The sequence below is a fragment of the Nocardia sp. NPDC004123 genome (assembly GCF_053603795.1).
The window spans coordinates 159,972-180,682 of sequence record NZ_JBSGGG010000021.1 but is presented as its reverse complement, the minus strand read 5'-3'; the positions used below and the strand labels follow the sequence as shown (position 1 = coordinate 180,682).

Annotated in this window: 18 protein-coding genes; 8 read left to right on the top strand and 10 right to left on the bottom strand. The window is 69.6% G+C overall.

The features are described 5' to 3' along the window. Positions 1 to 113: 113 nt before the first annotated feature. From gatB to ACWEQQ_RS29555, 4 genes are read right to left on the bottom strand one after another with little or no spacing between them, the layout of a single operon-like run. A complete protein-coding gene (gatB, locus tag ACWEQQ_RS29570) occupies positions 114 to 1,628 on the bottom strand; it encodes an Asp-tRNA(Asn)/Glu-tRNA(Gln) amidotransferase subunit GatB (protein ID WP_452350549.1) in 1,515 nt (504 codons plus the stop codon). A 25-nt stretch (positions 1,629 to 1,653) separates the two neighbouring features. Beyond that, positions 1,654 to 4,170 (bottom strand): FtsX-like permease family protein, encoded by a 2,517-nt coding sequence (locus ACWEQQ_RS29565; RefSeq protein ID WP_452350548.1) that lies wholly within the window; start codon positions 4,168 to 4,170, stop codon positions 1,654 to 1,656. After that, the gene (locus ACWEQQ_RS29560) at positions 4,167 to 4,952 is read right to left on the bottom strand and encodes an ABC transporter ATP-binding protein (RefSeq protein WP_452338764.1); all 786 of its coding nucleotides are present in this window, start codon (positions 4,950 to 4,952) and stop codon (positions 4,167 to 4,169) included. The genes ACWEQQ_RS29565 and ACWEQQ_RS29560 overlap by 4 nt, the downstream gene beginning before the upstream one ends. Before the next feature lie 40 nt (positions 4,953 to 4,992). Further along, the gene (locus tag ACWEQQ_RS29555; protein WP_452350547.1) at positions 4,993 to 5,340 is read right to left on the bottom strand and encodes a hypothetical protein; all 348 of its coding nucleotides are present in this window, start codon (positions 5,338 to 5,340) and stop codon (positions 4,993 to 4,995) included. Between the two features lie 206 nt (positions 5,341 to 5,546). Here ACWEQQ_RS29555 and ACWEQQ_RS29550 point away from each other — a divergent pair, with 206 nt between their 5' ends. The 6 genes from ACWEQQ_RS29550 to ACWEQQ_RS29525 all read left to right on the top strand — a co-directional run bounded on the left by ACWEQQ_RS29550 (position 5,547) and on the right by ACWEQQ_RS29525 (position 12,660). Continuing rightward, positions 5,547 to 6,881: a sensor histidine kinase gene (locus ACWEQQ_RS29550; protein ID WP_452350546.1), complete on the top strand. Its 1,335-nt coding sequence runs from the start codon at positions 5,547 to 5,549 to the stop codon at positions 6,879 to 6,881. A gap of 29 nt (positions 6,882 to 6,910) precedes the next feature. Beyond that, positions 6,911 to 7,564 carry a response regulator transcription factor gene (locus tag ACWEQQ_RS29545; protein WP_354835362.1) on the top strand — a complete coding sequence of 218 codons (654 nt, stop codon included), beginning with the start codon at positions 6,911 to 6,913 and terminating at the stop codon, positions 7,562 to 7,564. A 57-nt stretch (positions 7,565 to 7,621) separates the two neighbouring features. After that, positions 7,622 to 9,466, top strand: a complete 1,845-nt coding sequence (locus tag ACWEQQ_RS29540; protein ID WP_452350545.1) for a protein kinase domain-containing protein — start codon at positions 7,622 to 7,624, stop codon at positions 9,464 to 9,466. Positions 9,467 to 9,629: 163 nt separating this feature from the next. After that, a complete protein-coding gene (locus ACWEQQ_RS29535; RefSeq protein ID WP_452350544.1) occupies positions 9,630 to 10,409 on the top strand; it encodes a hypothetical protein in 780 nt (259 codons plus the stop codon). Positions 10,410 to 10,604: 195 nt separating this feature from the next. After that, positions 10,605 to 11,558, top strand: a complete 954-nt coding sequence (locus ACWEQQ_RS29530; protein ID WP_452338760.1) for a hypothetical protein — start codon at positions 10,605 to 10,607, stop codon at positions 11,556 to 11,558. Between the two features lie 70 nt (positions 11,559 to 11,628). Beyond that, positions 11,629 to 12,660, top strand: a complete 1,032-nt coding sequence (locus ACWEQQ_RS29525) for an ATP-dependent 6-phosphofructokinase (RefSeq protein WP_452350543.1) — start codon at positions 11,629 to 11,631, stop codon at positions 12,658 to 12,660. A gap of 320 nt (positions 12,661 to 12,980) precedes the next feature. Here the strand turns inward: ACWEQQ_RS29525 and ACWEQQ_RS29520 are convergent, their stop codons facing one another. Then, the gene (locus ACWEQQ_RS29520) at positions 12,981 to 13,559 is read right to left on the bottom strand and encodes a CGNR zinc finger domain-containing protein (protein ID WP_452338759.1); all 579 of its coding nucleotides are present in this window, start codon (positions 13,557 to 13,559) and stop codon (positions 12,981 to 12,983) included. A gap of 87 nt (positions 13,560 to 13,646) precedes the next feature. On the opposite strand from ACWEQQ_RS29520, the gene ACWEQQ_RS29515 reads away from it, so the two are divergent. Continuing rightward, positions 13,647 to 14,141: a carboxymuconolactone decarboxylase family protein gene (locus tag ACWEQQ_RS29515; protein ID WP_354835272.1), complete on the top strand. Its 495-nt coding sequence runs from the start codon at positions 13,647 to 13,649 to the stop codon at positions 14,139 to 14,141. Positions 14,142 to 14,207: 66 nt separating this feature from the next. Then, complete coding sequence (locus tag ACWEQQ_RS29510) at positions 14,208 to 14,432, top strand: hypothetical protein (RefSeq protein WP_452338758.1); 225 nt, start codon at positions 14,208 to 14,210, stop codon at positions 14,430 to 14,432. Positions 14,433 to 14,469: 37 nt separating this feature from the next. Here the strand turns inward: ACWEQQ_RS29510 and ACWEQQ_RS29505 are convergent, their stop codons facing one another. From ACWEQQ_RS29505 to ACWEQQ_RS29485, 5 genes are all read right to left on the bottom strand, one after another. Further along, entirely contained in the window at positions 14,470 to 14,667 is a 198-nt protein-coding gene (locus tag ACWEQQ_RS29505; RefSeq protein WP_452350542.1) for a DUF397 domain-containing protein, read from the bottom strand. Then, a complete protein-coding gene (locus ACWEQQ_RS29500; RefSeq protein ID WP_452338756.1) occupies positions 14,664 to 15,545 on the bottom strand; it encodes a helix-turn-helix domain-containing protein in 882 nt (293 codons plus the stop codon). Before ACWEQQ_RS29500 ends, ACWEQQ_RS29505 begins: the two co-directional genes overlap by 4 nt. Positions 15,546 to 15,878: 333 nt before the next feature. Further along, on the bottom strand, positions 15,879 to 18,362 hold the full coding sequence (locus ACWEQQ_RS29495; RefSeq protein WP_452350541.1) for a protein kinase domain-containing protein: 2,484 nt from the start codon (positions 18,360 to 18,362) through the stop codon (positions 15,879 to 15,881). Positions 18,363 to 18,430: 68 nt separating this feature from the next. Then, positions 18,431 to 19,090 (bottom strand): response regulator, encoded by a 660-nt coding sequence (locus tag ACWEQQ_RS29490; protein WP_452338754.1) that lies wholly within the window; start codon positions 19,088 to 19,090, stop codon positions 18,431 to 18,433. A gap of 125 nt (positions 19,091 to 19,215) precedes the next feature. Further along, the gene (locus ACWEQQ_RS29485) at positions 19,216 to 20,439 is read right to left on the bottom strand and encodes a sensor histidine kinase (RefSeq protein ID WP_452350540.1); all 1,224 of its coding nucleotides are present in this window, start codon (positions 20,437 to 20,439) and stop codon (positions 19,216 to 19,218) included. Between the last annotated feature and the right edge of the window lie 272 nt (positions 20,440 to 20,711).

Genomic DNA, 20,711 nt, shown 5'->3' with positions numbered 1-20,711 from the left:
CCCGCGCGGGGCGGGGCGGGCGGGGCGAGCCCCCCCGCCCCGATTCGAGAATGGGTGGAGTCAGGACTGTGGCGCACCACATCGGTCGTGCGCCACAGGCTGTTTCGCAGGTGTCAGCCCTCGACTCCGCAGGCCGCGAGGACCAGTTCACGGACGCGGGCGGCGTCGGCCTGGCCGCGGGTGGCCTTCATGACGTCACCGACGACCTTGCCGGCGGCCTGCACCTTGCCGGAGCGGATCTTCTCAGCGATGTCCGGGCTGGCGGCGAGGGCCTTCTCGACCTCGGCCTGCAGCGCGGAGTCGTCGGAAACCATGCCCAGGCCCTTGGCCTCGACGATCTGGCCCGGCTCGCCCTCACCGGCGAGGACGAAGTCGACGACCTGCTTGGCGACCTTGTTGTTGATGGTCTTGGCCTCGACCAGCCCGGCCACCTCGGCGACCTGCTTCGGGGTGATGGGCAGGTCCTCGAGCGCGACCTCGTGCTCCTTGGCCTTCTCGGTCAGGTAGGCGACCCACCAGGAACGGGCGGCGTCCACGGAAGCGCCCGCGTCGACGGTCGCGATGATCAGGTCCAGCGCACCGGCATTGACCAGGTCGCGGAACACCTCGGCGGGCAGGCCCCAGTCGGACTGGATGCGGGCGCGGCGCAGCCACGGGTACTCCGGGATGGTGCCGCGCAGTTCCTCGACCCAGGCGGCGTCGGGCGCGATGGGCTCGAGGTCCGGCTCCGGGAAGTAGCGGTAGTCCTCGGCGGTCTCCTTGATGCGGCCGGGCGAGGTGGTGCCATCGGTCTCGTGGAAGTGGCGGGTCTCCATCAGCACCGAGCCGCCGGCGGCGAGCACCGCGCCCTGGCGGCGCATCTCGAAGCGCACCGCGACCTCGACGCTCTTGAGCGAGTTCACGTTCTTGGTCTCGGTGCGGGTGCCGAATTCCTTGGCGCCCTTGGGCATCAGGGAGACGTTGGCGTCGCAGCGCAGTGAGCCCTGCTCCATCTTCACGTCGGAGACGGCCAGGGACTTGAGCACCTCGCGCAGCGCGGTCACGTACGCGCGGGCCACCTCGGGGGCGCGTTCGCCCGCGCCCTCGATGGGCTTGGTGACGATCTCGATGAGCGGCACACCGGCGCGGTTGTAGTCCAGCAGCGAGTGCGAGGCGCCGTGGATGCGGCCGGTCGCGCCACCGACGTGCAGCGACTTGCCGGTGTCCTCCTCCATGTGGGCCCGCTCGATCTCGACCCGGAAGGTCGACCCGTCATCGAGCACCACATCCAGGTGGCCGTTGGTGGCGATCGGCTCGTCGTACTGGCTGATCTGGTAGTTCTTGGGCTGGTCCGGATAGAAGTAGTTCTTCCGCGCGAACCGGCCCCACGGGGTGATGGAGCAGTTCAGCGCCAGCCCGATGCGGATCGCGGACTCGACGGCCTTCTCGTTCACCACCGGCAGCGAGCCCGGCAGGCCCAGGCACACGGGGCACACCTGGGTGTTGGGATCGGCGCCGAATTCGGTCGGGCAGCCGCAGAACATCTTGGTCGCGGTGCCCAGCTCGACGTGTACCTCCATGCCGAGCACCGGTTCGTACCGGTCGATGACATCGGAGTAGTCCATCAAGTCCACGGTCGCTGCGCTCATGCGCTCCATCCTATTTACTCGCCGATCAGTCCACGGCGATGGCCTCCACGATGGGCAGCCGCGCCGCGCGCAGGGCGGGCGGGATGGCCCCGAGCAGGGACAGTCCGAGCGCGATGGCGGCGTAGGCCACCAGCAGTGGGCTGGGCTGATAGCGAATGTCCATGGCGATGGCGTGCCCGAGCGCGATGGTGGCCAGGTAGTGCACGGCCGAGCCGATCGCCAATCCGAGTGCCGCGCCGGTCACTCCGATGCCGGTCGCCTCGGTGAGCACGGTGCGCAGCAGGAAGCGGCGGCTGGTGCCCATGGCCCGCAGCACCCCGAGTTCGCGGCGGCGGTCCAGCACCGACAGCATCAGGGTATTGAGCAGCGCGACCGCCGAGACCACGACCACGATCCAGAGGATGGCCGCGCTGATCGAGGTGCCCTGCCGGACACTGGACGAAATCGCGGTCACCGCATCGCGTCCGGTGCTGACGTGGATATCGGCCGGGACGGCGGCGCGCACGGCCGCCATCACCGCGGCGTGATCCGCGCCGGGCGCGAAGTCGACGCCGATGATGGTCTCGCCCGGCCGCTGGTACCACTCGCGCATGATGTTCAGGTCCAGCGCCACCACCCCCGCGATGGCGGAGAAATAGGGCACCACCTTCAGCACCTGCACCCGGTGCTCACCGGTCGGGGTGGGCAGGGTCAGGTCGGACCCCTCGTGCACGCCGAGCGAGCGGGCCACATCCCGGGAGATGACGACGCCCGCACCGGCGGCCATGCGCGCCTGGTCGGCCTGGCTCACACTGTCCAGCACCGAGGTCCGGGCCACGCCGCCCTCGAAGGCCTGCAGCATGACACGGCCGCGGCCCAGGGTCGCGAAAGCCATTTGGGCCGAACCGACTCCGCCGACGCCGGGGATAGCGCTCAGTTTCTGCTTCAGGTCCGGCGGCAGCAGCGGGCCGGTGGGGAACTGCTCCATGGCGGTCGGGCTGACGAAGACGTCGGTGCGGGCCAGGCCCTCGAAACTGTCGGTCGCGGCGCTGACCATATTGCGGCTGGCATTGCCGATGGCGACGATGGCGGTCACGCCGATCATGACGGTCATGACGGTGGCCCAGACCCGGCGCGGTGCGCGTTCGATGGTGGTCGCGCCCAGGGCGCCGGGCGCGCCGAAGAGCCGGGCCACCGCGGCGACCACCCGCACGATGGGCTCGGTGGCGGCGAAGCACAGCACGACCGCGCCGGCGATGGACAGCGAGATCGCCCCGATCGAGAGCCGGCCCAGATCCGCCTCGGCCACGACCACCGCACCCGACACCATGATCAGACCGAGAACCGCTGCGGCCCAGCGGATCACCGGCTTCACGCTGTCGGCCGCGCCGACGCCGACGGGGGCCAGCGCCTCGATCGGCGCGACCTTGTACACCTGGCGCGCGGCGATCGCCGCCGCGGCGACGCTGGCCAGCACGCAGGCCAGAATCGCCACCGGCACCGCGTAACCGGGCACCTCGTACTCGGTGCGCGACTCGACGGAGTTCACGATGGCGGCGGGCAGCTGCCGGATGGCGGTGCGGCCCATGAAGATTCCGATGATGGAGCCGCTGATCGCGCCGAACAGGCCGAGGATCGCGGCCTCGGCGAGCAGATCGCGCACCACGGGACCGCGCTTGCCGCCCATGGCCCGCAGCAGCGACAGCGTCGGGCGGCGTTGCGCCACGGCCATGCTCATGGCGTTGTAGATGAGGAACGAGGACACGATGAGCGCCGAGGCCGAGGAGGCCAGCGTCGAGTAGCGCACCAGCATCACCGCGCCGCCGGCCTGCGCGGTCCGCAGATCCGGATCGGCGACCACGGCCCGGCCGGCGATCGCCTTGGTGAGGTCGGAACGCAGTTGGCCCACATCGGTATTCGACGCGGCGATGATCTGGACCGAGTCCAGCCGGCCTTCCCGGCCGGTGATCTTCTGTGCCACCGGCAGCAGCGCGATCACGATGTGGCCGCCGTTGATCTTGGCGGCGGTGGAGTCGTCGATGACGCCCGCGACGGTGGCCGTCACGGTACCGAGCTGGAACTTGTCGCCCTCGTGATAGCCCATGGCGGAGCCGACCAGGACACCGTTGCCGACCGTGAGCAGTTTGCTCGCCTGATCGGTCACCGTCCCGCCGAGGTCACTGCCCAGCTGGGCGGCGGAGGGGTCCGCACCGACCAGCAGGGCCCGTTTGTCGTCGGCCCCGATGGACTGCCGCACCATCGGCACCGCCGTGCCGACCCCGGGCACGGACCGGATCTTTTGCAGCAGTTGCTGATCGAAGCCCGCGTCGGTGATGCCGCTGACCTCCAGCACCGCCTTGCCGCCCAGACTGTGGGTGAGCTTGTCGACCGAGCCGGTGATGGAGCCGGAGATGCTGAACACCGAAACCAGCAGTCCCGCGGACACTCCCATCACCACCATGGCCATGGTGGTGCGGCCGCGGTGGGCGAAGAGCTCACCGATATTGAACAGGCGGAGTCGATCCAGCGCGGCGCGGAGCCGATCCAGCGCGGCCCGGATCATGCGCGCACCGCCCCGGCGTCGTCGGCGGTGACGTCGCGGCCGGCGGCGGGCGCCGAACCGTTACGGCCCGGCTCGGGAACGGTCCGCACCTGGCCGTCATCGCCGCGCTCGACCCGGTCGATGGACCCGATCTGCCCGTCGCGCAGGTTGATCACCCGGTCGCAGTAGCGCACCGCACCCATGTCGTGGGTGACCATGACCACGGAGTTGCCCTCCTCGGTGATGTCGGCGAGCAGCTGCAGGATCGAGGCGCCGGTCTTGGAGTCCAGGTTGCCGGTCGGTTCGTCGGCCAGGATCAGCGGCGGATCCATGATCAGCGCCCGCGCCACCGCAACCCGCTGCATCTGGCCGCCGGACAGTTCGGCCGGCCGGTGCTCGGCGCGCTCGCTGAGCCCGACCAGGTCGAGCAACTCCAGTGCGCGCGGCTTGGCCTTGCGTAATCCGGTGCCGTCCAGCAGTTTCGGGATGGCGACGTTCTCCCAGGCGGTCAGCGTGGGCAGCAGATTGAAGAACTGGAAGACGAAACCGACACGGTGCCTGCGGAATTCGGACTGCCGGTCGTCGTCCAGGTCGCCGATCTCCTTGTCCTGGAATCGAATCGACCCGGTGTCCGGGGAATCCAGCGCGCCGAGCAGGTGCAGCAGGGTGCTCTTGCCCGAACCGGAAGGACCGACGATGGCGGTGAACTCCCCCGCATCGATCCGCAGGCTGATCCCGTCCAGAGCGCGCACGGTCTGCTCGCCCACCCGGTATTCCTTGGTGACGTCGGTCAATTCCAGCATTGGTCGTTCCCCTCTGCAGATCAATACCAGCCGGTGTCTATCAGCTGGCCAGCGCTCGCGCACGCGGACGGCCGAAATACAGCCGGTCGGTGTCGTAGGTGTCGAGGATCGCGCGCAGGGCCGGCTGTTCGGCGCACAGCTCCGCGTACACCTCGATCGCCAAAACGCCCTTCTCCATTGCGTTTTCCATCTTCACGGTCAAATGGTTCTCCCAGCGATTGCGCAGTGCGAGCAGTACCCCGTCAGGACCGCCGAACAGGCGCTGCAGCTCCGGGATATTGTCGAACAGCTTGGGATCAGCGGGATTCAGTTCGAAGTCACTGCGCGCTGCGCGATCGAGAACGATGTGCAGGATGTCGGTACGAGCGTGAAAATCTGCCCAGGACATGGCGCCAACCTTCCGTTGAATTGGGTTCCAGCGTTGTGTGCACCCGGGCTTGGCGGGCGGGCGCGTGTGCCGTTGCCCAAAACTACGATCGCTCCGATACCCCTGTCTTCGTGCCGCGGACGCGACTTGACCTCCTACTCCGGTAGGAGACGTGCCCCTGCCGCCGGACGATGTACGCGGTCTGCTTCGACGGATAGCCTTGCAGAATGAACGTGACCAGCGCCACCCCCGAGGCGGTCGGGCAGGCGTTGCAGGAGTTACGGGAGTGGCTGCACGAAGCCGGTGTCCGGTCCCGGCGGTTCGTGCGCAACCCGGTCCGTGAATACCGGCGCTGGGTGGAGGAGACGGGTTTCGACTACCCGGTCTCGATGGTCGTGCTGGTGGACGTGATGCTCTACACGTTCAGCACGCTCGCCTTCGCCCAGCGGGTGGCCGCGGGCTATTTCCCCGGCTTCCTCGCCCTGGCCGCGCTGCTCATCATCTATCTGACCGGGCCGCCGTGCGTGGTGCTCAACCTCCCGCCGCGCCCGGTCCTGCTCGCCTCGCTGACCATGGCCGGGGTGGCCCTGTTCCTGATGCAGCCGGTGCCGCTGGATGTCGCACCGCTCATCCTGATCGTCGTGACCGGCGAGGTCGCGGCCATCACCCGGACGTCCGTGAGCACGGTCATCGGCCTGGGCATGATCGCGGAGATCATGTTCTTCGGATACGTCGGGCACATCGACGGACTGACCTGGTTCACGCTCGGCATCCTCTTCGGCTGGTTCACCGGGCAGCTGCTGAACTACCAGCGCCGCTACCTGTATCAGGAACGCGACTACCAGGAGGTCCGCGCCCTGCAGGCGGCCGGCGAGGAGCGCCGGCGCATCGCCCGTGAGGTGCACGATGTCATCGCGCACTCACTGAGCGTCACCCTGCTGCACGTGACCGCCGCCCGGCACGCGCTGCAGACCGACCGCGATGTGGACGAGGCGATCGACGCGCTCGCCGACGCCGAGCGACTCGGCAGGCAGGCCATGGCCGACATCCGCCGGACGGTCGGGCTGCTGGACGGGCTCCATGCGCCGCAGACGCCCGAACCCGGCCTCGATGACATCGAGGATCTGGTGTCGGACTTCCTCCGCGCGGGCATGGCGATCGACTTCCGCTCGGAAGGCGATCGCGGGCAGGTCTCGGCCGCCCTGGGGCTGGCGCTGTACCGGATCTGCCAGGAATCGCTCGCCAATATCGCCAAGCACGCCCCCGGCGCACAGGCTCAGGTTCGAATGATGGTCTGCGCCAGACATATTGATGTCACCATCACGAATACCCTGCCCCCCGGGGCACTGCTGCGGCCCGGTCGCGGCATGGGCATCTCGGGCATGCGCCAGCGCCTGGCCGTCCTCGGCGGCACCCTGACCGCGGGACCCCACGACGACGGCTGGCGGGTGTCCGCCCGGATCCCGACGACCGGGCAGATGCCCTGTATCGCCGCCGCGGAGCAGAACCTGCGCTCCGTACTGCTGTCCATGACCCAGAAGACCCCGCAGGAGGGTACGTGATCGACCGATCCGACGACGAGCCGATCGGCGTGCTCGTCGTCGACGATCAGGAGCTGGTGCGCGGCGGGCTGCGCCGAATCCTGCGCCGCCGCGACGGTTTCACGGTGAGTGAGTGCGCGGACGGGGACGAGGTGCCCGCGGCCGTCACCGCGCACCGCCCGGACGTGGTGCTGATGGATCTGCGCATGAAGCGGATCGGCGGCATCGAGGCCACCCGGACGCTGCGAACGGTCGTGGACGCGCCGCCGGTGCTGGTGCTCACCACCTTCGACGACGACCAGTTGCTGTCGGGCGCGCTGCGAGCGGGCGCGGCCGGGTTCATCCTCAAGGACTCCCCCGCCGAGGATCTGATCCGCGCGGTGCGGACCGTCGCCACCGGCGGCTCCTGGCTGGACCCGACGGTCACGCCGCGGGTGCTGACCACCTATCGCTCGGCCCGTCCCACGCCGGCGCCCGGCGGCGATCGCCTGTCCGAGCTGACCGTTCGCGAGCTCGAGGTGCTCGAGCTCATCGGCCGCGGCCGCCTCAATGCTGAGATCGCGCGCACACTCGGTATCTCGGAGGTAACGGTGAAGAGCCACGTGGGACATATCTTCGGGAAGCTCGGGTTACGCGACCGGGCAGCGGCCATTGTCTTTGCGTTTGACCACGGCGTAGTGGCACCGGGAGAATCCACCTCCTAGAGGGGTGGGTCGCGGGTCCTCGTCTGCTTCCCTCCCGAGAGTTGGAGGTTGGACGGGGTGGATGCACCGCCATCGCGGGCCGGAAGCAGATTCGGGCCGTACGAGTTGCGCTCGCTGCTGGGCAGGGGCGGTATGGGAGAGGTCTACGAGGCCTACGACACTTCCAAGGATCGGGTCGTCGCCCTCAAGCTGCTACCGGAAGAACTCGCGAAAGACCCCTCCTACCAGGAACGTTTCCGCCGGGAGTCGCAGGCGGCGGCACGGCTGGCGGAGCCGCACATCATCCCCATCCACGACTGGGGCGAGATCGACGGTGTGCTCTACATCGATATGCGGCTGGTGCGCGGGCAGGATCTGCGCTCGCTGCTGAACCAGTACGGCGTGCTGCCGCCGCTGCGGGTCGTCGGGATCATCGAGCAGATCGCCGCCGCGCTGGACGCCGCGCACTACTCGGGGCTGGTGCACCGGGACGTCAAACCCGCGAACATCCTTGTGACTGATGCAGATTTCGCATATCTCGCGGATTTCGGCATCGCTCGCACCGAGGGCGATTCCACCATCACCGTGACCGGCACGGCCGTGGGCTCCTACGCCTACATGGCCCCCGAGCGCTTCGACGCCGGGCCGGTCTCCGGGCGCGCCGACATCTACTCGCTGGGCTGTGTGCTGCACGAGTGCCTCACCGGCGACAAACCCTTTCCTGCGCACAACATGAGCGTGCTGATCCGCGCGCATCTGTCGGAGCCGCCACCGCTGACGAGCATGCTGCGCAGCGGGATTCCGCCCGCGCTGGATGCCGTGGTGGCCAAGGCGCTGGCCAAGGATCCGAACGACCGGTTCTTCACCGCGGGCGAATTCGCCCGGGCCGCGCGGGCGGCGCTGGCCGGTGGTCAGCCGGTGCCCGCGCCCGCCGGGCAGCCCCGGCCGGGCCGGACCGTGCCGCCGGGTCCGCCGGTCGGCCCGCCACCGACGACCGTGCTGCCGACCGGCGGGCCGGCCGGGCCGCCGACCACGGTCATGCCGGGCGGGACGCCCGCTGCGGGACGCAATGCCGATCCCACCCTGCGGCACTCCGATCCCGCTGTGCGGCAACCTGATCCCACTGTGCGGCAACCCGGTTCCGGGCTCGGGCTGAACACCGGGGCGATCCCGGCCTATATCACCGGATCCTTCCCCGCCGCCGAGGAACCTTCGCCCACAGGGGATCTGCCGGTCATCCTGCCGTCGGATCCGACCCGGGTGCGGGTCAGCGATTTCCACTACACGCCGCTGCCGGCCGACGCCCACCAGCAGGCGGTCTGGGGCCACGCCCAGGCGCAGCAGCGGGACTTCCCGTACGCGCCGGCGCCCGATCCCGCGCTGTACCCGACCGCGGATCACCCCATCGTCCAGCCGCCGCCCCGCGAGCCCGGAAAACGGAGCAAGGGCAAGTCGATCGCGGCGCCGCTGGCGATCGGCGTGCTGGTGGTCGCGGTGGCCGCCGTTGCCGGTGCGGTGGGCTGGCAAGTCCTGGACCGCTCCGGCAACGAAGCACCCATAACGACGGCGGCACAGGGTGTTCCGGCCACCACCGCCCCGCACTCGCAGCAGCCGGGCCCGGCGGCGACAACCCCGGCTCCCACCACTGTGCAACTGCCGGCGGGAGCGACGTCGTGTCCACCGGTGTATGCGGCGCTCGGCGGTTACGCCAGTTCCGCGATCGGAAACACGGTCACTACCTGCCCTTTCGCGGAAGAGGTGCGCCGAGCCTATGCCGACGCGGCTTCTGGTCGGCAGGCTTCGGCAGTTAGTGTGATGGCAGTGAGCCCGGTGACCGGCCGGTCTTACACGATGAACTGCACGGCCGCAGGCAAATTGGTGACCTGCGTCGGTGGCGAGAACGCGGTGGTGTATGTCTACTGATCCAAATCCGGCCTGTCGCAAGGGGTTTGTGCGCGGGCTGGCGCTGGCGGCTGTCCTGGCAGTTTCCGCTTGTAGCCCGAATCTCGGTGCTGTACAGCGTCATTCGGCGCAGTCGGATGAGATCAAGCCGGTCGGAGACAGTTCCGCGCTACCGGTCCCGAGCATGATCGGACCGGATTTGCCGGAGCTGTTCGGACTGCCGAAATCCGTCGCGTTCGCGGCGGATTTCAATGATCTGCAGGCCACCCTGGACGGCCGGGTCGGCGTGGCGGTCATGCCCGTCGGCGGCGGCGATATGATTCAGCTGGGTGAGTGGAGCACCGGCATCGCCTGGTCCACCATCAAGGTGCCGCTCGCGCTCGCCGCGCTGCGCCACGATCCGGTGGGCATGCGCTCCACCGCCGAGGCCGCCATCACCTTCTCCGACAACGATGCGGCACAGACGCTCTGGAACTCGCTGGGCACCAGCAGCGAGGCCGCCGACGCGGTCGAGGCGGTGCTGCGCGAGGCCGGCGACGCCACCACCGACGTCGCCGCGCGCCACACCAAGCTGGCTGCGCTGGAGTCCGACGATCTGCTCGCCTTCGGCGCCACCGACTGGTCGCTGGCCGATCAGGTGCACTTCGCGTCCCGGCTGCCCTGCCTGCCGCGCGCCAATTCCGTGGTCTCGCTCATGAGTGAGATCACCCCCAGCCAGAGCTGGGGCCTGGGCCGGCTCATCGGTGCGGAATTCAAGGGCGGCTGGGGTCCCGACGACGACACCGGCAAGTACACCGTCCGCCAGTTCGGGCTGGTCCCGACGCTGAACGGACCGGTGGCGGTGGCGCTGGCGGCCGAGCCCACCTCGGGCAGTTTCGACGACGCCACGGACATGATGGACAAGCTCGCGCTGCTGGTCGGCGACCATCTGCCCGACCTGCACGGCGGACTCTGCTCGCACTAACACATTCGGCGCGTATTCGTTTCAAAATGCCCAGCGTGCACCCCCAATCGGGCGTGAGCCGGTGAAAAACGTCCATACCCACCGGGTTTGACCGCCAGTGTCCCAACCCACAACAATCCTTGCGATTGACGGGTCCAGGTGCGTCCGCTAGGAACAGGGAACGCACCGGACACCGGGGCAGATGGAGGTTACGGGGTGCACGCACCGTATTCGCGGAACGCTGACCAGCGCGACGCACTGGACAGCACACGCGATGCGGGGTACGGATCCCGTTGGCGCGGACGACGGCTCGCGCGGGCATGCGGAGCGCTCGCCGTGCTGGTCGGGGCGCTGACCGCGTGCAGCAGCAAGCCGGTACTGGTCCCGGACAAGACCACCGTGGCCGCGGCCGCGCCCAGCGCCGCCAGCCCCACCACCGTCATGGCGCTGCCGGGCTCGCTGGCCTGGGATTTCACCAATGACCTGAAGCCGTCGCTGGCCGGTAAGGTCGGGCTGGCCGTGATGCCGGTGGGCACCGATCGGGTGCTGGCCCTGGGCGATTGGAGCTCCGGGCCCGGCTGGTCGACCATGAAGGTCCCGCTGACCCTGGCGGCGCTGCGCAAGAGCGCGGGCAATCAGGTGGCGGCGGTCAATGCCATCGAATACTCCGACAACTCCGCCGCCGACACCCTCTGGCAGTCGCTGGGGACGCCCGAGGTCGCGGCCCAGACCGTCCAGGACGTGCTACGCGAGGGTGGCGACACCGAGACCACGGTCCCCGCCACCCGCGCCCGGGCCGACTACTCCGCCTTCGGCCAGGCCGAATGGTCGCTGGCGAATCAGCTGAAATTCGCCGCCAAACTCCCCTGCCTGGCGCAATCCGACGACGTCACCGCGCTGATGGGCAAGATCAGCTCCACTCAGCGCTGGGGGCTGGGCAATCTGGACGGCGCCATCTTCAAGGGCGGCTGGGGACCCGATCCCAGCGGCAACTACCTGGTCCGGCAATTCGGACTGATCCCGGTGGACGGCGGCCAGATCGCCATCGCGGTTGCCACCCAGCCCAATTCCGGCTCCTTCGACGAGGGCACCACGATCCTCACCAAGATCGCCACCCTGATCGGCAAGCACCTCGACGAACTCAAGGGCGGTACCTGCACCGCCGGCTAGCGGAAACCGTAACCCGCGGTTCACGGGGGCGGGGATCACAGGCCGCCGATCTCAGGGCAAGATGGGGATCATGCGCATCGGAGTCTTGACCGGAGGCGGAGACTGCCCAGGCTTGAATGCCGTGATCCGTGCTGTCGTTCGTACCTCGAACGGCCGCTGGGGGGATGCGATCGTCGGCTTCCAGGACGGCTGGCGTGGCCTACTCGAGGATCGCAAGATCCAGATCCTCAACAATGACCGCACCGATCGGCTGCTCACCAAGGGCGGCACCATTCTGGGCACCGCGCGCACCAATCCGGACGTGCTGCGCGCCGGACTCCCCCGCATCAAGCAGACCCTCGACGACAACGGGATCGACGCGCTCATCCCGATCGGCGGCGAGGGCACGCTGACCGCCGCCTCCTGGCTGGCCGACGAGGGCGTGCCGGTGGTGGGCGTCCCCAAGACCATCGACAACGACATCGACTGCACCGACACCACCTTCGGCCACGACACCGCCGTCTCCATCGCCACCGAGGCCATCGACCGGATCCACACCACCGCCGAATCCCACCAGCGCGTCATGCTGGTCGAGGTGATGGGGCGGCACGCGGGCTGGATCGCCATCAACTCCGGCATCGCCTCCGGCGCGCACCTGACGCTGGTGCCCGAGGTGCCGTTCGACGTGGACGAGGTCTGCGCCATGGTGAAACGCCGCTTCCAGCGCGGGGATTCGCACTTCATCTGCGTGGTGGCCGAGGGTGCGCACCCCGATCCCACGTCCATGACCCTGCGCGACGGCGGCATCGACGAATTCGGGCATGTGCGGTTCACCGGCGTGGCCCAGCAGCTGGCGCCGGAGATCGAGCGGCGCATCGGCAAGGAGGTCCGGGTGACGGTGCTCGGGCACGTGCAGCGCGGCGGCACCCCGACCGCGTACGACCGTGTGCTGGCAACGCGTTTCGGCGTGCACGCGGCGGAAGCCGTGCACGCCGGGCGATTCGGGCAGATGGTGGCGCTGCGCGGCACCGAGGTGGAACTGGTGCCGCTGTCGGAGGCCACCAAGCAGCTCAAGCTGGTGCCGCAGGATCGGTACCGGGAGGCGGCCGCCTTCTTCGGCTGAGCCGGCTCGCTCCGAGTCGAAACACACTGCGGCATACGGCCCTCGCACCTGTCGGTGCGAGGGCCGTATCGCGTTGCGGAGGCGTATCGACCGTGGCCCCGGACTCAGTCGCGGCACTCGACCAAGTAGCGGCGCTGGGCTCAGTCGCGATGCTGAACTCGGTCGCGGCGCTGGGCTCAGTCGCGGCGCTGGGCTCAGCCGCGATGCTGAACTCGGTCGCGGCGCTTGGCTCGGTCGCGGCGCTGGGCTCGGTCGCGGCGCTGGGCTCAGTCGCGGCGCTGGGCTCAGTCGCGGCGCTGGGCTCAGCCGCGATGCTGGGCTCAGTCGCGGTGCTGGGCGTAGTGGCGGGCGGCGCGGGCGCGGTTGCCGCATGCGACTGAGCACCACTCTTGGCGCGGATGCGATTTCAGGAAGTAGCGCACGCAGCGCGGGGCCGGGCAGACGCGAATCTGGGCGGCCTGGGCGCCGGAGAAGAACTCGATGGTGGCGTCGGCCAGTCCGGCCATGACGGTGGCCAGGTCGTCCGAGGTGAGCAGCCGGTGCTCGGTGTGCGGACCGGTGCCGTCCCATGCCAGCAGCCGGAGCGCGGGGGCGGCCGCGCGGTTGACGGCGGCCAGTGCGTCCGGGAAGGCCGGCAGCACGGCGGCGTCGGCGGAGCTGGGCGGCTGGGGCGCAACGTATTCCGCGAACAGCGCGCGCACGTTCTGCCGCAGGTCCACCAGGGCGGCGCGCTCGTCCTCGGTGGGCAGGTACGCCTCGAGATCCAGGTACACACCGACATTCGCGGCATTGGCGACCAGCCACTCACGGGTGGATTCGGGGGTGCCGAAGGCGTCCGTGAGGCCACGACTGGTGGCGCGGATGGTGTTCGCCAAACGGAGTGCCAAGGGATCGACCATGTTCACATTCTAACGGGTATTGCGCTTTTGTTCCATGATGCTATAACGTGTGAAAGCACGATCTTCCGTTAGAAGGATGAGGACGCCATGATCACCCCGATCGACAACGCACCACTGCTGGACGAGGTCAAGAAGCGGATGGGCCGGGTGCCGAACATGACCAAGGTGATGGCCAACGCGCCCGTGGTACTGGAGGGTTACCTCGGGCTGTCCGGCGCGCTGAAGAAGGGCACGCTGCCGGCCCCGACCTCCGAGCGCATCGCACTCACCGTCGGCGCGGCCAATGACTGCGGCTACTGCGTCGCCGCGCACACCTTCACCGGCAAGCGGGTCGCCAAGCTGAGTGACGCCGAGGTGGAGGCGGCCAAGGGCGGCACCTCCGCGGACCCGAAAGAGGCTGCGGCCGTTGCCTTCGCCCGCGAACTGACCGAGAGCCGGGGCAAGGCCGATCCGGCCGCCGCACTGGCCGCGGGGTGGACGCAGGAGCAGGTGCTCGAAATCGTCGCCCTGGTCGCCCTGCAGACCCTGACCAACTACGTCAACAAGGTCGGCGAGACCGAAAACGACTGGCCCGCCGCCTGATCTGTCCTATTCCTGGCGCGATCGGACCCCTCGGGGACCCCGCGCGAATCCTTAAGGTCGGAAATCATGAACGCCGTCAAGAACACCAGCCTCGTCGACGCGCAGGTGCTGCGCAGCCTGCTCCGCAACGGCATCGTCATCCGCGCGGTGGCGCTGGCCGTCGCCACCATCGTGCTGCTCGTCATCCACCACCCGACCTGGGTGCCCTACTCGGTGAGCGCCTACGCCATCTGGAACGCGGCCGCGATCACCCTCAACTCCGCCCGCGCCGCCACCGCCCGCACGGCCTGATTCCCGGTGCCGCCACCGGATTCCGCCGGGCCGAGGTTCAGTCTTCGAACCGCCCGGCGGCCAGGGCGGCGGTGAATCGATCCCAGTCCGCCGGCGGGAAGATCAAGGCCGGACCGCTGGGGTTCTTACTGTCCCGGACTCCGACGCCACCGGAGAGGAAGGCGACTTCCACGCATTCCTTCGCACCGGTGCTGCGGGCGCTCTTGAACCACCGGACGCCGGGTTCGACGCTCACGTCGCATACTCCTTCGCTGCCCTCCGCAGGAGGTCTCTGCTGGTCGTCTCGTCCAGCGCGGCGCGCTGGATCGCTTGGTATGCCTCGCGGTATCGGTCGACCGCGGCCTGCTTCTCCAGGTAGAGGTCGCCGAGGAAGTTCTCCAGGTAGACGACCGTGGGTTCGACAGGACGGTTGCCCGCGTCCCGGCCGAAATCCAGGATCACGAACGGGCCGACGGTGTGGCCGATCGGTACGCCCGCCGAGAAGGGTAGTACACGAACAGCGATCGTCGGCAGCGTCGACATGTCCGCGAGGCGTCGCAGCTGCGCGGCCATTACGCGCGGGCCGCCGACAACGCGACGTAATGCGGTTTCGTGTACCACGACATCGAAGGAGGCCGGACTTCGCTTGCGCGTCAAGAGGCTTTGCCGACGGGTCTTCAACTGCACGCGGCGGTCCAGTTCGTCGTGCGCAGCATCCGGCCAGTAATCATTGATCAGAACCCGTGCGTACTCGGCGGTCTGGAACAGTCCCGGGATGATCTCCGGCTGATAGGAGATGAGGGCGCGGGCCGAAGCCTCCAGGCCCACATACATATTGAAACCTTCTGGAATCAGATCGTCGTATTCGTGCCACCAGGACTTGACGCTGGCCTGTTGCGCGAGGCCGGTGAGCGCGGAGCTGAACTCGTCGTCGAAGTCGTAGATTCGGCACAATTCCCGGACATCGAGGACTCGGATCTTCTCGGCATTACCGGTTTCCAGCCGCTGCAGCTTCGATTCGCTCCACTCCATCAGGGCCGCCGCCTCGGCGATCGTCATATTGCACTGCATCCGGCCTTCCCGCAGGTATCGCCCCAGTTGACGACGCGGCAGAGTCGAACCATGCTCCGACATCGAATCCTCCCCCACGAAGGCGGTTTTCGGTCACTGCGAATGATGCTCCCACGCGATATGAATGCTGACCTGGCGCTTTCGGAAAGTTTCCCACCGCGCCGGGGCTGCGATTGTCGGTTCGCCGTAACGGTGCTGGACTGGAGTCGCGCCCGGTGAGAACCGGAGCCCTGATATCTCTGGACCCACTCGTCCCCGAGCCGGGCGCACCCAATCCCTTCCCGACCGCTCCGCGGTCGCTCGGTATGACCGGGCGTGACAAGGGATCCGAATGCGGTGTGGCGCCTCCTGAATCTCGATAGGCTTGACGAGGCCCGGCGCGGATGCGCCGCATGCCTAGCCCGACACCACCAGCACCGCGACAACCACCAACAGCACCAGCGCCACCACCGCCAGCCCGAGCACCACCACCGCGGTGAGCTGCGACGCCTCGGCCCGCTGCGACGTCGGAATCAGCCCGGGCTGCACCGGATTCCCCCCGAACGGCGGCCCACCGTACCCGGTCCCACCCGTCACCCCACTGCCATAACCCCCATACGCCGGCATCCCAGCAGCTGGACCAGAACCGGTCATTCCGGCCATTCCGCCCGAAACTGGCTCGGACACAGCGAAACCCGATGTGTCCCCCTCGGCCGCCACCCGGCCGACGGTCCCCGACCCGCCTACACTGTCCGTCCAGCCGACGCCATCCGTCGAATCGGGCACGAACGCCCCCGAATCCGGATGCCGCACCACACCACCCGATTCCTCGTCGGCGCCACCGGAATCCGCCGGACCGGCAGCGACTCCGGACGGCCCGCCAGACTCCGCACCGCGAACCGGCTCACTCGGCGGCATCTCCGCAACCCCGGCCGCCGCACCCGCCTCGTCCGGCTCCCCGGCCCCCGCAACCGCTGTCGCCTCAGCCGCGGCCGCTGCCTCGGGCACCGGCGCCGCGACAACCGGCTGTGCCAGCGCCGTCACCGGCTCGGCAATGATCTCCTCGAAGCCGGGCGACCCGGCGGTCCCTCCGAGACCCCGCTCCGCCGACTCCGATTCGCCCGTTCCACCGGCAACCGGCGGCTCCGATACGCCGCCTCCCGCCGAACCCGACGAATCCTCATCCGCCGCTGCGGATCCCGCTCCCTCCGGCCGGTCGGTATCCGACACCGCCGGCCCGGCCGCACCCCCGGTCGAGAACTCCTCGGGCTGCCCCGCCGAAACCACCGGCTGCGGCACGACATCCGTCGGCCGCTGCGACGCATCCTGCGCATCCACATCCGCCGACCGATTCGCCCACCCGGCATCCGTTGGCTCGACCTCCGGTACCGCCTGCGGCGCAGGTGATCCCTCAATCGGCGCACCAGGCAGTCCACTACCCGCGCCCCTGCCGGTGCCCGCCGTCGATCCGGCCGTCGGCTCCGCCGGAGCCGCAGGCTCGTACGCGCCGACGGCCGGAGCCATCGGCTGCCCTTGCGGCGCCGGATGGCCGGGCACGCCCACGGACCGGGGTTGCGGCGGTGCGGAGTAACCGGCGGCAGGGCCCTGCGCCGGAGGGTAGGGGCGCGCGGTCGGCCCCGAACCTACCCGGTCGTTGTCCGCTGGCGGCTGCTGGGAAATCTCGGGCGCGGGGGGCTGCGGTGCCGGCGCGAGGTAGGAGGACTGATACGGGGGCGGGGGGTAGGCCGGGGCGGCATAGGTCGGGGCGGCAGTGGGCGCGGGGGGTTGTGGCTGCGGACCCGCCGACTGTGCCGGAGGCGGGTAGCCGGGGGCGCTGACGGGCTGCTGGGAGGCGGGGGGCGCGGACTGTGGTTGCGGCGCGGGGTAATTGGGTGCCGGCGGTTGCTGCGGGGGTGAGGGATAGGCCGCGGGCTGGGGTGGCAGAGCCGTGGCGGGGTAGGGCTGGGGTGGGGCCGGGTAGGGCTGGGGGGCGTAGTTCGGTTGGGGGGCGGGGAGATTGGGGTAGGCGGGGTGGAGGGGCTGCTGGTGGACGGGGTGCTGGGCCGGCGGGCCGGAGAGGGCGCGGCGGGCGGCCTTGGCGAAATCGGTGCAGGTGGGGAAGCGGTCGGCGGGCCGTTTGGCCATGGCCTTGGTGAGGACGGCGTCCATGGCGGGCGAGAGGCCGGGGCGGCGCAGGGAGACGGGAGGCGGGAGGAGCTGGAGGTGGCCCCGGATGAGTTCGGCGGGGTGGGGCGAGTCGTAGGGGCCGGCGCCGATCAGGAGCCAGTAGAGGGCGCAGGCCAGGGAGTACTGGTCGGTGGTGGGGTCCAGGTGGGCGCCGGTCATCTGCTCGGGCGAGGCGTAGGCGAGGGTGGCGGTGAACATGCCGGCCTGGGTGAGGTGGGTGGAGTCCTCGCGCAGGCGGGCGATGCCGAAGTCGGTGAGGAAGACGCGCTCGCCATGGCCGGCGACGGCGCGGGCCAGAATGATGTTGGCGGGCTTCACATCCCGGTGCAGCACCCCCATGCCGTGCGCGTAGTCGAGGGCGCTGGCCACCCCTTCGATCACCTGTACGGCCCGCTCGGGCGGCAGCGTGGCGACATTGATGCCGGCGGCGTCCACCCCGTCCACGTACTGCATGGAGATCCACAGCATCTCGTCCTCGGTGCCGCGGTCGTACACCTCGACGATATTGGGGTGGTCCAGCCGCGCGACCAGATCCGCCTCGCGTTCGAACCGGGCACGAATCTCCCTGTCCGCGTACAGTTCCCGGTTCAGCAGCTTCAGTGCCGTCAACTTGCCCAGGCGGGGGTGCCGGGCGAGATAGACCGAGCCCATCCCGCCCTGTCCGAGCAGTCGTTCGATGGTGAACCCGGCGAACACGTCACCGCTATTCAGCACTGGCTACGACCCCCTTCCGGTGACGTACAAGTCCGTGAGCCTACCCGTCGAAACCCTGTCCGGGCAGGTCAGCCCGGGGTCACCAGTCCGGATTCGTAGGCCAGCACCACCGCCTGCGCCCGATCGCGCAGGTTCAGTTTGGTGAAGACCTTCGACACGTGCGTCTTCACCGTTTGTTCTGCGACAAAAAGGCTTTCGGCGATCTCGGCATTGGACATGCCGCGCGCCACCAGCTCCAGCACCTCACGCTCGCGCGGGGTGAGCACCGACAGCTGCGGCGCGGGCGCGCGCCGGGCCCGGCGACGCGTGACATCGGCGATGAGCCGGCGCGTGACGGTCGGCGCTAGCAGCGCGTCACCGGCGGCCACCACCCGCACCGCGCGCACCAGTTCCTCGGCGGGCGCGTCCTTGAGCAGGAACCCGCTGGCCCCGATGCCCAGGGCCTCGTACACGTAGTCGTCGATATCGAAGGTGGTGAGCATGAGCACCCGCACCGGCGGTTCGAACCCGGCGGAGAGAATCGAGCGGGCGGCGTCGAGCCCGTTCATCTCCGGCATGCGCACATCCATCAGCACCACGTCGGGCCGCAGCCGTTTCGCCTCGGCCACAGCGACTTTCCCGTCCGCCGCGTCCCCGACCACGCTGATGTCGGGCTGCGCCGCGAGCAACGCCCCGAACCCCTGCCGCACCATCGCCTGATCGTCGGCGATCAACACGGTTATCGCCACAGTCCCACCTCACGCACGACACCGAGTTTGCCATGCCCCGACCGGAACGGCCCGCGCGACGACGACTTCGCACCCCCGCCATCGCGCGCCCGGCCGGACCCGGCTCGGTGACCGGAACCCCGGACTCAGTGGCCGAAGCCGAGCGTTTCCGCGCTGCCCGCCGCACTCAGCGCGGGCGCCAGCGGCAGCCGGGCCTGCACCTCGAACCCGCCGTCCGGCCGGGGCCCGGCGGTGAGCACGCCGCCGACCGCGGCCGCACGGGTCTGCATACCGGCGATACCGCTGCCGGACGTGCCCGAGTGATCACCCGGCCGCACCGCGATCGGCCGATCATTGGCGACGGTCAGGGTCAGCTCGCCCGCGCAGGCGAGGTCCACGCGCACCGCCGCCCCGGGCGCGTGCCGGGACGCATTGGCCAGCGACTCCTGCACGATCCGGTAGAGCGCCAGGCCCGTGGTCTCGGGCACGGCGTCGAGGCTGCCGTCGACGGTCCAGGTGAGCGGCACCCCGGCACGCTGCGCGCCCTCGAGCAGACCCGGGACGTCGGTGGCCGAGGGCTGCGGCGCGTGCTCGGGCAGCTGCCCGTCACTGCGCAGCACGCCGAGCATGCCGCGGATCTCGTTGAGCGCCGCCCGCGCGCCGGCGCCGATGGACTCGAATTCGGCGCGGGCATCGGCCGACAACCCGCCGATCCGATACGGCGCGGTCTGCGCCTGCACCACCACCATCGACATGTGGTGCGCCACCACATCGTGCAGGTCGCGGGCGATGCGCGCCTTCTCCTCCAGGATGGCGCGGCGGGCCCGCTCCAGCTCGGTCTCCTCCTCCGACTTGAGCAGCGCCTGTCGCGACAGCACCACCCACCGGATGAGCAGGCCGAACACCACCAGGCCGGTGATGGCCAGCGGCCAGCCGAACCCGGATTCAGCGAAGCTGTCCCCGGTCTGGGCCATGGCGGTGGCGAACAGCAGCGAGGTCGCCACCCACACCACGGCCACGATCCGCATGGGGGCGCGCACGGCCACCGCGAACACCAGGGCGAACAGCACCAGGATGTGCACCACCTGGAACGGGATCGAATTGCCCGGCTGATGCGGCACCGCGAGCGCGATCATCAGCGCCGAACCGGCCGAAACCGCCCATCCCAGTGGCGGATTCACCCGCAGCAGCAGAATCGGGAACGCGGCGAAGCCCGCGATGAACGGCGCGGCCGCCGCCGGAACCTTGTGCGTCAGATGCAGGGTCGGCCAGGCCACCGCGATGAAGACGATCGCGAGCAGGACCGTGAACCCGTCGAACACCTGCCGCGCCCGTGCGACACGGGCCTGCCCAGACATATTTCCGACCATGCCCTCGACGGTAGAGACTCCGCGCCGCCCCCACCTCATACCCCTGAGTGATCTCCCACCCCCTACCCGGGTACGACACCCGCGCGGGTCTGCCCCGCCTCGCCCACCGCGGAACCGCCCCGCAGGCTGAGGCCCCGGTCGGAGCCCGATTCCTAGCGTCGAGACCCATGAGAGCGTTCCCGACTTCCCGCCGGATCTCGACCCGTTCCACCGCACCCGTAGCGGCTGCCGGCCGCGCAGCGGACACCACGCGAGAGACCTCGCCCGCCACG